This is a genomic window from Spiroplasma endosymbiont of Virgichneumon dumeticola (genome assembly GCF_964264745.1).
In the GTDB taxonomy this organism is placed as follows: domain Bacteria; phylum Bacillota_I; class Bacilli_A; order Mycoplasmatales; family VBWQ01; genus Spiroplasma_E.
Window position 1 is genome coordinate 840,755 of sequence record NZ_OZ183478.1, and the last position, 15,123, is coordinate 855,877.

The 15,123-nt window shown below is 24.0% G+C and carries 26 protein-coding genes; 4 read left to right on the top strand and 22 right to left on the bottom strand.

Annotated features, from left to right (window positions below; all coding sequences use genetic code 4):
* Positions 1-8: 8 nt before the first annotated feature.
* Positions 9-2,204, top strand: a complete 2,196-nt coding sequence (locus ACFEL4_RS05420) for a hypothetical protein (protein WP_375316892.1) — start codon at positions 9-11, stop codon at positions 2,202-2,204.
* A 53-nt stretch (positions 2,205-2,257) separates the two neighbouring features.
* Positions 2,258-2,569 carry a hypothetical protein gene (locus tag ACFEL4_RS05425; RefSeq protein WP_375316893.1) on the top strand — a complete coding sequence of 104 codons (312 nt, stop codon included), beginning with the start codon at positions 2,258-2,260 and terminating at the stop codon, positions 2,567-2,569.
* Between the two features lie 30 nt (positions 2,570-2,599).
* Here the strand turns inward: ACFEL4_RS05425 and ACFEL4_RS05430 are convergent, their stop codons facing one another.
* The 16 genes from ACFEL4_RS05430 to ACFEL4_RS05505 form a co-directional block, all read right to left on the bottom strand.
* Positions 2,600-2,995 (bottom strand): hypothetical protein, encoded by a 396-nt coding sequence (locus ACFEL4_RS05430; RefSeq protein WP_375316894.1) that lies wholly within the window; start codon positions 2,993-2,995, stop codon positions 2,600-2,602.
* Positions 2,996-3,114: 119 nt separating this feature from the next.
* Positions 3,115-3,309 (bottom strand): hypothetical protein, encoded by a 195-nt coding sequence (locus tag ACFEL4_RS05435; RefSeq protein WP_375316895.1) that lies wholly within the window; start codon positions 3,307-3,309, stop codon positions 3,115-3,117.
* Between the two features lie 332 nt (positions 3,310-3,641).
* The gene (locus ACFEL4_RS05440; protein WP_375316896.1) at positions 3,642-3,899 is read right to left on the bottom strand and encodes a hypothetical protein; all 258 of its coding nucleotides are present in this window, start codon (positions 3,897-3,899) and stop codon (positions 3,642-3,644) included.
* A gap of 3 nt (positions 3,900-3,902) precedes the next feature.
* Positions 3,903-4,109 carry a hypothetical protein gene (locus ACFEL4_RS05445; protein WP_375316818.1) on the bottom strand — a complete coding sequence of 69 codons (207 nt, stop codon included), beginning with the start codon at positions 4,107-4,109 and terminating at the stop codon, positions 3,903-3,905.
* A gap of 11 nt (positions 4,110-4,120) precedes the next feature.
* Positions 4,121-4,282 (bottom strand): hypothetical protein, encoded by a 162-nt coding sequence (locus tag ACFEL4_RS05450; RefSeq protein WP_375316897.1) that lies wholly within the window; start codon positions 4,280-4,282, stop codon positions 4,121-4,123.
* Positions 4,282-4,935, bottom strand: a complete 654-nt coding sequence (locus tag ACFEL4_RS05455) for a hypothetical protein (protein ID WP_375316898.1) — start codon at positions 4,933-4,935, stop codon at positions 4,282-4,284. Before ACFEL4_RS05455 ends, ACFEL4_RS05450 begins: the two co-directional genes overlap by 1 nt.
* Positions 4,928-5,062, bottom strand: a complete 135-nt coding sequence (locus ACFEL4_RS05460; RefSeq protein ID WP_375316899.1) for a hypothetical protein — start codon at positions 5,060-5,062, stop codon at positions 4,928-4,930. The genes ACFEL4_RS05455 and ACFEL4_RS05460 overlap by 8 nt, the downstream gene beginning before the upstream one ends.
* On the bottom strand, positions 5,055-5,417 hold the full coding sequence (locus ACFEL4_RS05465; protein WP_375316900.1) for a recombinase RecT: 363 nt from the start codon (positions 5,415-5,417) through the stop codon (positions 5,055-5,057). Before ACFEL4_RS05465 ends, ACFEL4_RS05460 begins: the two co-directional genes overlap by 8 nt.
* Before the next feature lie 52 nt (positions 5,418-5,469).
* Positions 5,470-5,808, bottom strand: a complete 339-nt coding sequence (locus tag ACFEL4_RS05470; protein ID WP_375316901.1) for a recombinase RecT — start codon at positions 5,806-5,808, stop codon at positions 5,470-5,472.
* Positions 5,786-6,457: a PD-(D/E)XK nuclease family protein gene (locus tag ACFEL4_RS05475; RefSeq protein WP_375316902.1), complete on the bottom strand. Its 672-nt coding sequence runs from the start codon at positions 6,455-6,457 to the stop codon at positions 5,786-5,788. Before ACFEL4_RS05475 ends, ACFEL4_RS05470 begins: the two co-directional genes overlap by 23 nt.
* Entirely contained in the window at positions 6,435-6,605 is a 171-nt protein-coding gene (locus ACFEL4_RS05480; RefSeq protein ID WP_375316903.1) for a hypothetical protein, read from the bottom strand. The genes ACFEL4_RS05475 and ACFEL4_RS05480 overlap by 23 nt, the downstream gene beginning before the upstream one ends.
* A gap of 89 nt (positions 6,606-6,694) precedes the next feature.
* Complete coding sequence (locus tag ACFEL4_RS05485) at positions 6,695-6,916, bottom strand: hypothetical protein (protein WP_375316904.1); 222 nt, start codon at positions 6,914-6,916, stop codon at positions 6,695-6,697.
* Positions 6,917-6,936: 20 nt separating this feature from the next.
* A complete protein-coding gene (locus ACFEL4_RS05490; protein WP_375316905.1) occupies positions 6,937-7,122 on the bottom strand; it encodes a hypothetical protein in 186 nt (61 codons plus the stop codon).
* A gap of 11 nt (positions 7,123-7,133) precedes the next feature.
* Positions 7,134-7,307, bottom strand: a complete 174-nt coding sequence (locus ACFEL4_RS05495) for a hypothetical protein (RefSeq protein WP_375316906.1) — start codon at positions 7,305-7,307, stop codon at positions 7,134-7,136.
* A complete protein-coding gene (locus ACFEL4_RS05500; protein WP_375316907.1) occupies positions 7,288-7,452 on the bottom strand; it encodes a hypothetical protein in 165 nt (54 codons plus the stop codon). The genes ACFEL4_RS05495 and ACFEL4_RS05500 overlap by 20 nt, the downstream gene beginning before the upstream one ends.
* An 18-nt stretch (positions 7,453-7,470) precedes the next feature.
* A complete protein-coding gene (locus ACFEL4_RS05505) occupies positions 7,471-7,959 on the bottom strand; it encodes a hypothetical protein (protein ID WP_375316908.1) in 489 nt (162 codons plus the stop codon).
* Between the two features lie 673 nt (positions 7,960-8,632).
* On the opposite strand from ACFEL4_RS05505, the gene ACFEL4_RS05510 reads away from it, so the two are divergent.
* A complete protein-coding gene (locus tag ACFEL4_RS05510) occupies positions 8,633-8,914 on the top strand; it encodes a hypothetical protein (protein ID WP_375316909.1) in 282 nt (93 codons plus the stop codon).
* 54 nt (positions 8,915-8,968) lie between these two features.
* Here ACFEL4_RS05510 and ACFEL4_RS05515 read toward each other — a convergent pair whose 3' ends face one another.
* Positions 8,969-9,358: an IS1595 family transposase gene (locus ACFEL4_RS05515; RefSeq protein ID WP_375316910.1), complete on the bottom strand. Its 390-nt coding sequence runs from the start codon at positions 9,356-9,358 to the stop codon at positions 8,969-8,971.
* Positions 9,253-9,789 carry a hypothetical protein gene (locus ACFEL4_RS05520; protein WP_375316911.1) on the bottom strand — a complete coding sequence of 179 codons (537 nt, stop codon included), beginning with the start codon at positions 9,787-9,789 and terminating at the stop codon, positions 9,253-9,255. The genes ACFEL4_RS05515 and ACFEL4_RS05520 overlap by 106 nt, the downstream gene beginning before the upstream one ends.
* On the opposite strand from ACFEL4_RS05520, the gene ACFEL4_RS05525 reads away from it, so the two are divergent.
* Positions 9,770-10,348, top strand: a complete 579-nt coding sequence (locus tag ACFEL4_RS05525) for a hypothetical protein (RefSeq protein WP_375316912.1) — start codon at positions 9,770-9,772, stop codon at positions 10,346-10,348. The genes ACFEL4_RS05520 and ACFEL4_RS05525 overlap by 20 nt on opposite strands.
* Positions 10,349-10,378: 30 nt before the next feature.
* Here ACFEL4_RS05525 and ACFEL4_RS05530 read toward each other — a convergent pair whose 3' ends face one another.
* The 4 genes from ACFEL4_RS05530 to ACFEL4_RS05545 all read right to left on the bottom strand — a co-directional run bounded on the left by ACFEL4_RS05530 (position 10,379) and on the right by ACFEL4_RS05545 (position 15,028).
* Complete coding sequence (locus tag ACFEL4_RS05530; RefSeq protein WP_375316913.1) at positions 10,379-11,227, bottom strand: bifunctional 5,10-methylenetetrahydrofolate dehydrogenase/5,10-methenyltetrahydrofolate cyclohydrolase; 849 nt, start codon at positions 11,225-11,227, stop codon at positions 10,379-10,381.
* A gap of 20 nt (positions 11,228-11,247) precedes the next feature.
* Positions 11,248-12,774, bottom strand: coding sequence for a TrkH family potassium uptake protein (locus tag ACFEL4_RS05535; protein ID WP_375316914.1), 1,527 nt, complete (start codon positions 12,772-12,774; stop codon positions 11,248-11,250).
* 238 nt (positions 12,775-13,012) lie between these two features.
* Positions 13,013-14,131, bottom strand: coding sequence for a YitT family protein (locus tag ACFEL4_RS05540; RefSeq protein WP_375316915.1), 1,119 nt, complete (start codon positions 14,129-14,131; stop codon positions 13,013-13,015).
* A gap of 12 nt (positions 14,132-14,143) precedes the next feature.
* Positions 14,144-15,028 carry a hypothetical protein gene (locus ACFEL4_RS05545; protein WP_375316916.1) on the bottom strand — a complete coding sequence of 295 codons (885 nt, stop codon included), beginning with the start codon at positions 15,026-15,028 and terminating at the stop codon, positions 14,144-14,146.
* Positions 15,029-15,123: the final 95 nt, after the last annotated feature.

Here is a 15,123-nt window from a genome sequence, read left to right on the forward strand (position 1 = left end):
GTACTTTAATGCGTGATATTGGAGTTAGATATAGTCATAGACAATCTTATGGTTTAGAATTATTATCAAGTTGTTATTATTATGGTAGACCTATAATACAAGGTCAAGCACCTAATCAAATTGATAATAAAGAAATATTTGAACAAAAAGTATTTGCTAGTAGAAGATTATTTATTGCTGGTAATAATGACCATTCAAGTACATCAGTTAAAAATAATGGTGGTTTATTAGCAGGTATTAATGATAAAATAACTACTAATAGTCATCCAGAAACAACATTTTATAATTTAATGGATGCAAAACCTACTGGATTTACTAATTTTAAAAATTTTACAGAATGATTAAAAACTTCATTAAATTTTCAAGATAATTTATTTGTTACAAAAGATTTTAAAGGTATGCTTTCTTTTGATAAAGATAAAGCAAGATTAAGTAATGGTACAGCAATTGGAGAAGCTAAATTCTTTTGAGATAGTGAATGAAATATTAATAATTTAACTGGTAGCTATAATGTAGATATGTCTAGTAATTTTAAATATAAAGACCCAGATACTAATTTAATTATTGGTTCACCAACTGTAGATTATTCTAAAATAAGTCAAAAATATATGAGTGCTATATTAAATTTTAATTCAGTAGTATTTAGTAGTTTAATTCAAATGCCTTATGATTCAAATCAATGATTACCATTTGCATTAAGTGATATTCCTTTAATTGGTAAATTATTAAATGCTTTAACATTAGGTATTTGAAGTAGTTGAGTTATTACTCAAAATGTTCAACAATATAAAAAAATGTTATATTTTAATGGTTTTATGTCTGCATTTTTTACAAGTAATTTAGAAAATATTATTGGTAATGGTGGTTTAATTCCATTAAATGTATTTACAAATGAAAATGATTTTGCTATTGGTAAATTATTAGGTGCAAATGTTAGTACAACTGCTATGACTATGAAATTAAGTGATAGAGTTAGTGTTTATCCATGAGACCCTACTACTGGGAAGAAATTAAGTGTAAAAGAGCAAATAAGTACAGTTGATTTATCACAAAAGAAAAATAATAAAGTTTATATTTTAGCAGAAGATACAGAGTTTTTAGATATAGCAAGTCCATTAACTAACTTAGATACTGATTGTCAATGAAATCCAACTGCTAATGGTGTATCTGACGGTTCTAATTATGCTTATATTATTGATACAATTGTAACTCAATCATTACATCAAGGAGAAGAAAGACATACATTTTATAGTGATAATCCATTTACTTATCAAGGTGATTATAATGAACTTTCAGTTGCACAATTTAGATATAAAAATAAAGGTGCTTTAACTAGTAATGCTTTTAATTGAACTACTTTATATAAATTAAATCATGATGAATATAAAGAAACTGAAGAAACTACCTTTAGTTATCCAGCAGAAATATTACCACCAAGTCCACAAAATATAGCAAAATCAATTATAATAATTCCAGATTTAAAAATTGAAATGACAGCAAACGATATAGATTTAACTATTAATACTGGTTCTCAAACAATAAATAATACTACTGAGTGATTAAATGCTAACACAAATAAATTAATGAACTATGAAATAGATTTAAAATCTTTATTAGACCAAACATTATTAATTAATACTTTTAATGACTTACAAAGATATTATAAAAGTATAACTATATATTATGATTATGATATTGAAACAAAAGTAGAAATAAAAGATACAAGCTTACCATATGTAGGATATACTAAATTTTCTACTATTGAAAATTTTTCTAATCCAAAAAAACATGATGGATTTCAAGAAATAATTTTAAAAGATTTAATTTTTCAAGATAATCCACCACATAATGATTTAAATTCTATTTTTTGAATGCCGAATTTGAATGGTGACCCAAAATTAAGAGACGGAAGTGGTATATCTTCTGCTTATGGAATTACAAATACTAATTATCAATTAAATGGTTATAAATTTACTATAAGTGATAATGGAAATATTGGAGGATGAAATCAAAATTATGAAAATAATAAATTATTAGGATTTTGTATAGTAGATAATAAAGATTTTAAATGAAATTTTTATTTACAAGCAACATTAGGAAAGATTGAAGATGTGTGATATGCATATCCAGATAAGGGTTATGCAAAAAGATATATTTCTAATATTAAAGCAAATATTAATAAAATAGTTTTAAATAGTAGATAATTATGATATTATCTTAATATAATTTTATTAAAACTAATTAAAAAGGATAAAATATGAATATTATAACCACATGTCAAAATTGTATATCTGCACCATATTTAGCATTAATAATTTTACTTTCATTATCTATAATAATACCTATTTTTGTAGTAGGAATAATACAAGGTAAAAAAAAATGCTATAAAAATGACGCAATGGGTGTTTTAATTTTATTTATTTTTTTAAATATATTTGGTTTGATGTGAGGATTAGCCATTTTGTATAATTGTAGACATAATGTAACTAATAACGAAAAAAACGAAAATGATGATGAAAATATTATTACTGTAAAGCCTAAAACTAACATTCCCCCACAATCTAATTAAAAAGTTACCTTAATTGGTAACTTTTTTTATTTATAAAATAGTACAACGACTATCATTAGAATGATTATTTGCATTTAATAAATTTTCTTCATTATTTATATTTAATATGTGTTCTTGTAATAATGGTGTTGATTCGTTTACCAATTGATTTGGAATATTTTCTATTCTTTGACTTTCAAAAAATTCTCTATAAGCTTCTCTTTCTGAACGTTCCTCTATACAATCAGAAATTAAGCTACTAACTAAAAATCCAGAAAATCCTCCTACAAACGAACCTATACATGCAATAATAGATAAATCATTATCAAAATTTTTATTTGTTCTTATTTCTATATTTTTTTCAAAAAATTTTAAAAATGAAAAGGTAAATCCCATACCTCCAATTATTATTCCTGATAATGTTCCACATAAAATTTTCTTATTCATATTTAATTGACTCCTTTCAAAATAAAAACTCATTTACTTTAAAATAAAGCAATGAGTTAAAAACTATTATTAAGTTTATATTATTTTTATATCATAAATATTTATTAAATATACATAATTTAATTATTAAGTGCTTTTAATTTAAGTAATTCTAATTGTAAATCTGTATTTTCTTTTTCTTGCATAACTCAATAATGATATTTTTTATCAATTATGTCTTTTAATATTTTTATTGAATTATTATCTTTTAAATTATTATCTAAAATATTAACTAAATCTTCTATAGTAATAGCAATTAGTATTTTATTTTCCATTATTTATTTCCTTTCATATGATATTTTATATATTTAATATAGATAATTTAGTTATTAATCTTAATTAAATTCAGTAAAACTATCTTCTATTACTTGCATATATTCTTTATCATTATTTTTTCTTGCTTCTAATCATTGTTCCATTAATCATTTTGCAAAATCTCATTTAGTCATTATTTACTCCTTTTATAAATTTTTTCTTATTAAATTATTAAATAAACTGTAATTTTACTTTTATGAAAATTTTGATGTAACATTGCTCTTCATAAACTAAGATAAACATTATCACAAGAACAAATAAATAAATATTTTTTCATTATTTACTCCTTATTTTATTCTTCTTCATCAATTTCTATTTGAGAATTATGATGATGACATTGTTTACATCTTTCTTTTATATTTCACATTCTTACATTTATTTCATAATCATTTATCAATTCTTTAAATTCTTCAATATTATTTTTATCAATATGTAATTGTTTAAAATTTAAAGTAAAATCTTGTTCAACTGAAAAATGACCAACACTTACATTATAATATTTTTCTTTTTTTCATTTATTTAAAAATTCATCTATTGTACAATTATTCATTTTTTACTCCTTAATTTTAATTTTATTATCATAATATTCTTTTATTTCTTTTACTTTATTATTAAAATCTAATTGATGTTTTTTACACATTTTAAAAAATTGAATAGAAGTATTTTCTAAATCTGTAGATTGTAATTTAATTAATACTTTTTTATTACAATCTTTAACAATACATTTTAATAATACTTTTTCTTGTTTTGGTTTTTGCATTATTTCACTTCCTAACTAATAAATACTTTTAATGTTTGTTCATTATCTTGTAAATCATATTCAATTTTATTAATATTTTTATTACCATTTTTATGTTCTTTACTATAAATTACAATTTGTCTTTCATATTTATTTATTAATTCAAATCTTGTTACTTTTTTTAAATCTTTCATTATTTATTCTCCTTATTTAAATAATATCAACCAATTAATAAACTTTCTGCTTCATCATGATTTGATATTTTTATATTTCAATTATTTATAATAGTTAAATAATTAACAATTTTTATAGATAAATCTTTATTTCATTTATTATTAGGATGATTTGCAATCCCTATATTTTCATTTTCATTATAGATTAATGTATCAATAATATTTTCTTGATTTAAATATCATTTTCTTCATTCACTACTACTAATTAACATATCTTTAGTTAATAATTTATTAAATTGTCCAGCAATAAAACCTCTTAAATGGTCTAAAGTTTCTTTACCTCGACCCATTTTTGGATTAAATATACCACGTTCAATAATTAAAGTTAATTTACTAAGTATATTATCAATATCACTTTGTTGTAAAAAAGTATTTTTTTTAACAGTTAACATTGAAAAAATAAAATCATTAATTAAATCATTAAAATTATTTGTAATAAAAGAATTAACTTCACTTTTCTTATTAAAACTATAACTTTCTATTAATATTGGTTTTCAATATTCATATGGTGTATTATCTTGAATTTTTTTTCAATCTTTACTTATATTTTTTTCTCATAATGTAAACCCAGTATTTTTCATACTTGGGTCTACAGAAAGTAAGTATTTATTCATTATCAAATTCTCCATTTTCTATTTTTTCTAATAAGATATTTAATTCATCAAATAATGATGTATAAGCACAATTCAAATTTTCATCAATAATTTCATTTAATAATTTAAGTAATTTTTCTTTATTCATTACTAAATTCCAACTTATCTAAATTATCTATATTATTTTGTATTTGTTCATAATTAATATTTATTTCTTCTTTTGTTTCTTCAATTTCTTTTAATTTAATTTCTTTATTATCATTATTTGGATTATCAACATACATTATATTTTCATTATCTAATACTATTGCTTGATCAATTTGCATTGCTCTATCAACAATATTTTGATTTTCTAATTTAATACTAGGGTCTTTATTAATATCTCTAATAATTGCTTTAATAACTGTTTTAAGTGCCATAGCATTAAAACTAGTAGTTCATGGACTATTACCATTTGCTTTACTATATTTTTTTCTATGTTCTTCACATTCTTGTTTAGTCATACCTTTAATAAATCTAATTGGTTATTATTTTATTTTCAAATATTTTACTAGGTTATAATTCTCAACGTTGAGTTTCTTTATTAAAAATATGTTTATCAGTAATAATTTCTCGTTGAAAATCAATAACACAATTTGAACGTTGTAATAAAGTTAAAAAACCATCTTCTTGAATTTGTACTTGTAATTCATTTCCATAAGGAATTAAAGCAATTTCTTTTTTAATTGGATTATTTGAAAGGTCTAATTCAAATATAGTTGCTAAAGTATTAATCACTGATTGTGGATTTAAAGTAGATAATTTTTTATCATTTAATTTTGTTAATTCATAATAGTTAGTAAATTGTTGTATTTTTGATTTATTTATATTTTTAGGTAAAGTTAAATTTGCCATATTTATCTTCCTTTCAAAGGGCAATTGCCATTTCTCATTCATGTAATAATTCATCTGTTATTTCTACTAATATTTTTTCTACTTTATCTTTTTGAATTCAATAAATATAATGTATATTTGATAAATTAAAACCATTATTTTTTAATATTCAATAATAAGCAGTTAATTGTAATATTGATTTTTCTTTATTTTCTTTATACATATTTGATAATGTTTTAAAATCAATTATTGTATATAAATTATTTTCTTCATAAATTAAATCAGGTGTTCCAGCAACAATATCATAAGTAAATACTTGTTCACATATATATTTAGTATTTACTTTAAATTCTTGTAAATTATTTAATAAATTTTCACAATATTGTAAATAATTTTCATTAAATAAATATTTAATATTATTTATTAATTTATCTTTTATATTATTAATATTAATATTTTTAAAATATAATTCTGCTACTTTATGAACAGTTTCTCCTCTTAATCGAGCATTTTCTAATCTATCAAAAGGTACATTTTCATAAGGATTTTTATTACTATATAAATAATATTGAATAATTTTAGATACTGATATTTTTTCTTGATTATTTAAAAAATATTGATGTGTATCTTTTTTAAAAATTAAATTATTATTTTGATTGTTTAATTGCATTTTTAATTAAATTCCTTACAAAATTAGTAATTGACATATTATTATTTTCTAAGCAAAGTTTTTTTAATTCATAATGTTCTTCTTTAGTTAATCTAACAAAAATTTGTTTATTAATTAAATCTTCTATTTTTTTCTTATGTGCTGGCATTAAAATCACCATCCTCTATATCTTTTAATAAATCTTTAATATTAATATATTCTTTCACTGTAAGTTGTAATTCTAAATAATTTCTTAATTTATCCATTATTATTAACTCCTTTAATATCTAATTCCATTACTAATATTTCATAATTTGTAATAAATGCTTTTGTAGTAACTATTCTTTCATAAGTATCATTTAATATAGGATGTTTATAATTTTTATGAAAATTAATAGCATTTTCAATTTTAGTAAATACTTTATATTTTATTTCATCAGTATAATTAACTTTATATTTTAATAAATAAGCATATTGCATTATCTTTTCTCCTTTCTTAATTATCCTAATAATCAATCTTTAACTAATTGTGGTATTTCATTAATTAATTTTTTATAATCATTAATTGTTTCTTCTAAAATGTTAATATCAGTAAATTTAAAACAATTCTCAATATGTAAATTAAAATCTCTATCAATTCTGATATCATGTTTTCTATATTTTTCATTAAATTCATTTCTTGTCATTTTATTTCTCCTTAAAAATTTTCTAATTGTAATTCATTAATATAATAGTTATATAAACTATCAGAATTATCACTTGTTAAATGTATATCTTCTTCAATCATTTCATTAATATCTTTATTACAATAATAAGAATTATCTATTTCACTAATTCAAATATATTTTTCATTATGAATATTGCATTTCATTATTTTCACCCATTAATTTATAAAAACATTTATTACATGTTCTATTAGCAAATGAAGATTGTTTATGACAAATATCACAACTATGAGTAATAATATTATTTAAATAAGTTTTTTTATATTCAAGGTTTTCTTTTCATAAATACATATAGATATTCATTCCTTTCTAATATTTTAAATAAAATATTTTTTCATTATGAGTTAATATATCTTTCATTGGTGTTACTATATAATTTATGAATAAATCATTATGATTATATGGATTATTTATTTTAAAACTTTTTCTATCTTGTTCTCATGTAATGTTATATTTAAAACATTCTTCTTCTTTATCATTTTTAAAAATATAATAACCATTATATTGTTCATAAAATTCACAAGATATTAATTCATTTTCATTAGCAGTAACATTTGGTATATTTTTTACATATTTTAAAATTTCACTACCTTTAATACTAGAAATATCATTTGTAATAGATTTTTTACCTAATTTATAATTTCAATCTTCAAATATTTTTATTAATATTTTTTTATTTTTATTATCAATAGTAGTATATTGTGTAGAAAATCATGTTTCATATTCACCAATTTCTAATAATATACCTTTCTCTGTTTCTCTAACTTTACTTTTTAATTCTAAATTAATAGTTGTCATATATATTTCCTTTCTATTCTACGTATAAGCCTTATCACTTACAGTGATAATAGGCTTATATACTAAATACTTATATCTTCTACTACTACGTAAGGCTTATGCTACTGTAAGTAGCAAAGCCAAGGGTAGGGGGTTGTAGGGGGAAGGGAACCAAAATTTCTTAAATTTTTAAAGAGCATGACAAAAATTACTATTAGTTATATCTGCACTATAGCCTTTAATAATTTTTTATTTAGTTATGTAATAATTAATTACTTTCATAAAGTACAGATTTATCAAAATAATTAATTATAATTGTTTAACAATTAAAAATGAGAGTATTATCTCTCATTTAAGTTCTTATTAATCTAACCATTAACTTGATACGCCCAAGTTTATTTAATAAAATTTATTAATAATGAAGATTTAATAAAGTTTTCACAATTAAGTTGAAAAACAGAAATAACTGATAATAATACAATTAAAGTTTTTGTCAAAAAAGAAAAAATTAATACTTTCTTAAAAGATTTAACTAAATTTAACATTGATTCTTACACAGAACAACAATTTAAATTAGAAGAACACTTTTTAAAATTTTATGGTGGTGAAATAAATGATCAATTTTAAATTTTTGAAAGTGCAATTGAAAAGTACTTGAATATTATTAACGTTATTTTCTATCGCAACACTTTTTATGATAATACCAGACCTCATTGGTCCAAAAACATTTTCTCCGTTTTCACATGTTTATCCTAATGGAACAGGCAGCAGTGGTAGTGCTGGATTATTTTTTTCAGTACTAGTAGTAACTGGCACTATGGCTTTATCTTTTATTTTGTCAATTCTTTTAATTCATAAACTATTTATTAAAGAAATTGACCGTAGTTATATTGGTTCATGATTAGTAATGCCAATGTCAAAGGTTAATGTGTATGTAACTAAATTAGGCTTTTCTCCCTTTATGTACTATTTTTAAATTTTATCACATAAATGCTGAGAAAAGCCTATCTACGGACTTCTCCCCACATTTTTAAATTAAACATAGCATTACAGTTTCAAAACTAGGTATGTTATTGAATTTATATGCAGCTTCTTTTGCATATAAATGAATATGATGTTTTGCAACTTTGATATGTGTTTTAAATGTTCTTCGTATATGTTTTCATACTGACTCAATTTGGTTGGTATTTACACCAGTTTTTGAAACATAGCCATCTTGATGGTTAACTGTTTCATGCTTAGTGAAAACCGATTTCAAATCGCGATATCCTTTTCAAGAATCAGTATGTACATCACACTTTGAAGAAATGTGGTTTATTGCAAACTGCAAAAGATTTTTACTGTTTGCGTTTTTAAATACTTTCACAATCAGATTGTTGGTTGTTTTTTCATAAATACCAACAATCAAGGTTTTGTTCAACAAGGATCTTCCTTGTTTTTTAAAACCATATGTGAAAGATACATTTCATCCATTTGCACTATGCCCTCAACAATGAATTGAGGTTCTTGTTTAGCAATGGCACTTCGGATTTTATGACCCATTCTTCAAGCTGTTTTCAAGGTCACTCCCAATTCTTTTGCAACATCAGTTGATGGAATTCCATGTTTGGTGTTTATTCATCTAAAGATGAGATAAAACCAAGATATTAAAGGTGTTTGTGACTTTGAAAATATAGTGCCCGTGAGAATACTGAATGTTTGATGACATTTCAAATATCTCATTTTTCTTAAATTAGAAGTATTCAAATTAAAACTAGAACACCTAATACATTTGCTTTGTTTCAAACTTGCTATATATGCAAGACATTGTTTTTCAGTTTGAAAAGTATTATTGAACTCATTCAATTTCATTGTTTCCTCCGCAAGTACATGTGGGGAGAAGTCCGCTAAATTATTTGTTGTTATTACTTATATTTTTATTTTTCATGTTATAAGTTTATCGTTCCAAGAAATTCTTTTTGGTAGTTTAATGCAAGACTTTACTAGTAAAACATTTTTATATTTACTTACTGTTAATATGAGTATGTGTTTAGTTTCTTTATTATTTGCTGCTTTTGCTTTATTATTAGTATCATTAATGGATAAACAAACTATTACCTTGAGTATTGTTTCAGTTTTAGTAGCATTATTTATTATCTTTTATATTATGTACGCTGCAAATCCGATTAAAGAAAATTCTTTATATGTTTGTAAATATTTTACGCTTTTAGTTTTAATTCAAAATCCACTAAGATTTGATGAAAGTAATCCCATTAAAATATTTATTACTCCCACTGAATGATCTCAATATTATCCAACTATTATTAATTGAATTAGTTTATCATGACAACTTCCAATCCCCATTTTATTAGCAATACCTTTATTTACATTTAGTATCATCTTTTTTAAGAATAAAAACTTAGCAATTTAAATAAAAAGGTTCACTAAGTGAACCTTTTTACTATTTATTATTTAATTCATAACAAATCATTAAATTTGTTAATAACATAGCAATTGTCATTGGACCAACGCCACCAGGAACAGGTGTAATAGCACCTGCTATTTTCGCCATTTCCATAAAATCTACATCACCAACCAATTTCTTATTAGTCCCTGTATAATTAATAGCAATATCAATAATAGTAGCTCCTGGTTTAATTTGTTTATTATTAATAATATTATGAACCCCTGTAGCAGTACAAATAATGTCAGCATTTTTAGTATATGTAAATAAATCTTTCGTTAATTTATGAACAACACTAATAGTTGCCCCCATATTGTTTAATAATAAACCTAAAGGTTTACCAACAATGTTACTATCATTAATGATAGTAACATTTTGTCTTTTAATCAGAATCTGATAATAAGTTAATAATTCTAAAATTCCTTTAACTGTGCAAGGCAACATTGTTTGTTTATCACCTTGTAACAATCGTCCAGCATTAATATTGGTGAGACCATCAACATCTTTATTAATAGTAATGGTATTAATGACAGCTAACATGTCTAAATGTTTTGGTAGAGGCAACTGTACTAAAATTCCATCAACAGTATTATCGTTATTTAAACGCTCAATGTGATTAATAACTTCTGTTTGATTAATAGATTTGTCTAAAGCAATTACTTGCCCTTGAATGCCACATGTTTGACATGCTTTGATTTTAGTACGAACATACATTTGCGAAGCTAAATCATCGCCAATAACAATAACTGCTAATTTTGGTTTTCTTTTGGAAATATTTGCTACTTGTTGTTTAATTTCCAATTTGATTTTTTGGGCAAGGATTTTGCCATCTAAGATTTTTGCCATATTTTTCACCAATCTTAATTTTATCCAATTAAAACATTTTCTTCAAGTCTGCTAATAGTTGGTTTTCTTTTACGATCACTTCACGCTAATACTGTAGTTGATACACCCAATTGTCCCACGAACATTAGCAAGATTAAACTAAGTTGACTAAAAGCACCTAATTTAGAATTATCAAATAATGATAAACCAGTCGTTCCAAAAGCACTAGACACATCATATAAAATTTGAATAAAGGTAATAGAACTGTTTTGTTTCATAAAAATATTTTCTACAGCAATAATCATTACCGATAAGAATACAAGAAAACCACCAAGAAAGGCAACAACAAACGACATCCGAACAGTATCATCAGGAATTTTTCGTTTAAAAGCAGAAACGTTATTCTTACCACGAGCAATACTGAAAACAGTTAAGATAATAATGGCTAAAGTTGTAGTTCTAATTCCTCCGGCTGTACTTGCTGGTGATGAGCCAATCCACATCATTAGTGATTGAATAATTTGCGATGCCACATGAAATTTATTTAAATCAACAGTATAAAAACCAGCATTTCGTGTTGACATGGTATTGAAAAATGCTGCCATTAAGGCATCAGAAGTAGATAAGTCTTTAAAAATAGGTGTCATGCCACTAGTAGTATTAACATCACGAGAAAAGTATTCAATAAACATTACTCCACCAACACCAAATATGGCTAATAAAATATAAGTGGTTGCCGTAATTTTTGTAAATAAACTAAAACGAAATTTTTTACCGTGAGTTTTACTTTTAAATCAGTGATATAAATCATAAAAAACAGGAAATCCAATGCCACCAATTACAAATTCAATCACAAAAATTCACTGCACAAAATAATCACTTTGAAAAGGAGTTAAAGAATTTGTTCCAACAATATCAAATCCCGCATTATTAACAGCGGATACAGAATGGAAAATTCCACCTCATAGTGATAATCATACATGCTCATGATACATATGAGTACTTGCTCCTGTTCCATAAGCAATGCTACTATTAGGAACAAAATAAAAATACAAAAATAAAACAATAGCACCTAAAAATTCGGTAATTGTCATAACGATAATTCCTACTTTAAGGACATCAATGGTTGTACCTAACTTATTAGAACCCCGTTCACCTTGCATTAGTAATCGTTCACGTAAACTAGGATTACGATTAAATTGAAAAATCGAAAGCACTGCTAATTTAACAGTAATTAGACCAATACCACCGAATTTAATTAAAACTAATATTATAAGTTGACCAAAGAAAGTAAAATCATTAGCTGTACTTTTAACAGTTAAACCTGTATCAGAAAAGGCACTCCCAGTTGTAAACAAGGCTTGTAAAAAAATCCATTGACCTTTAGTAGTGGCTCAGGGAGTCATTAAAAGAATCGTTCCAAGAATTAAGGTATAAAAATATAAATTAAACATTTGTCGCGGGCGGGTATTACCAACAAAAATTATTTTAAAAACTTTTTTAATAGTATTATAACTTCTTTTTCAATTAAAACTATTAGTTATTTTTAATTTTGATAATGATGACATAATCTGAGATAACATTAAAAAAACTCCTACAAATACTTTCTTTAATTATACTATACTATCATTAGTAATCTATAAAAATAGTTATTAGTTTCTACAAACCAACATCAAGTGCTGATGTCAACTTCAGATGGGAATGTTTATGCTAATTCTTGTAGTGAGACAAATTCTATAAACAGTAAAACTCTTTAATAGTAAACACAAAATACCTATAATAAAATGTTAATTGGGAAAATTATTATTAATTTTTCTCAAGAAAATCATTAATTTCAGCAATATTAACTGGCACATTTTGTGGTGGTTTTCCAGCATTACCACCGTGCATATATTTAGCAGGTAAGACCACCATAAAGACTTTGGGGTCAATTTCCACTATTTTACTTTTGAAGAAATTATATTCTAATAATGACATTGTTGTCATCATCATTTTATATTCATTAGCAGAATACAAACCTTTAACATTTCATACATTTCCACCACGTAAATAGTTATTACGATAAATATCATTTCTAATTTGCTCTAATTCAATAGAGATAATAAATACTGTCATCAGCATATATTTTGGATAAACACGGTTCATAATAAATGCTGAAACATAAATATAAACAATAGTAGCAATAAAGTATGGTTTAGTTAAAATATTATCAATAAAACTATTATGTTGAATAAAAATACCATCAAGCATTAAAACCACAATCACAATAATAATATTAGTGTTTCTAATAATAGTAGCAATTGAATATTTACGTTTCATAGAAATATAAGTACTAATAAAATCCATACCACCACTAGAACCACCAGTTTTAAATAAAATGCCAATACCAGCACCATAAATTAATCCTGCTAACGCAGCAAAAATAAAAGTTCGTGCTAAAGGTTCTGATTGATTACCTAAAATCTGAAAACTATCAGGAGTAAGAGTTAAAAGTCAGTTAATACCAAGTTGAAAACCCATATAGATAATAGTATAAATAGTAAATCGAAGGCCAACTTTTAAAAATCCTCAAATAATGATGGGAATATTAATAGCTGCAAACATTGGATAAAATCAAAGCACTTGCACTTGTTCCTTTTCTCCTAAATCTGTATAAGGTGCGGCAATAAGCTTGGCAAAAAATTGGGCAAAGGCTGATAATCCATTAGTGTACAAACCAGCGCGGTTAATAAGGAAATAAAAAGAAGTAGTAGTTAAAAAAGCACCCATAAAAATTAAAATTAAATTTTTAGACATTATTTTTCAATTAAAGTTTTTTCATGAGGAATGAATTTCTTGTTTTACACCAATATTTTTAAAATTAAAAGCTTCAACAATTAATGGTGTTTCTTTATCTTTTTTTGGTTTTACTTTATCAGAAGGCATTTTTGAAACTTCCTAACTGTAACTAATTACAAAATTAACTGTTGTTTGTGGATAGACACTATTATCATATGGCGAATTATTAGCCATATTAATAAAAGAATCTTGGAATTGAACATTGAATGTAATTTTAATAGTAAGTGTATCTGATACTACTTCATTAGCAATTCCTTGTTTAATAGTCGCGACAATATTGACATATGGATTATTATTTTTTGTTTGTTTAACTAATTCTGTTTTGATTGATCCTTGAAGATTAGTACTTAAATCAGCAAAAGTTGCTCCAACCTTAGGTTTATCTTTATCCTCAATTGTAACTGTTAATGAATTATTTTGGATACCAGTAATACTTGCAACTGTTGTATTAACCATATAGTCGCTTTGTGTATAATCACATTTTAAATTAAAAGTAACTTTAACTTGTTGTTGGTTTTGGAAAGTTTTATCTTTAGCAACGACTCCCACTTGATAGATAATATCAACAGCGATACGAGCAGTTGTCCCATTAACATCCCATGTTTTATTACCTGTAGTGTTATCAGTTGTCCCATTATCAATACTAAAGTTATAACATTTAGTGCCTTCACTAAGACTAGCATCAAATCAAGATATATTAGTTGTACTTTTTGCTTTATCCATAATCTTTTGGGCTAAGGTTTGCGCTAACACTACTAAGTTATTTTTAGTAATTGCTTGTTTTGATATCGGTTGATGGTCTTTAATTGGGATACCTGCTGGCTTGTTAATGCCAACGTTTAAATCTCATGCTTCATAATTAGTATCACCACCACTAATGGTTTTTAAAGTTCCATCAAGAGTTTGATTTGAACAAGCTAAGATAGGAGAAGTAGCACAACTACTTAATGTCAACATTCCTACTAATGCTAAAATTTTTCTCATAATTAATCATTCTTCCTTTTTTATAATACTTAGTAACACAAACGTCATTATTTTAAAAATAATGACAAAAATAAAATAAGTTTAATAAATTTATT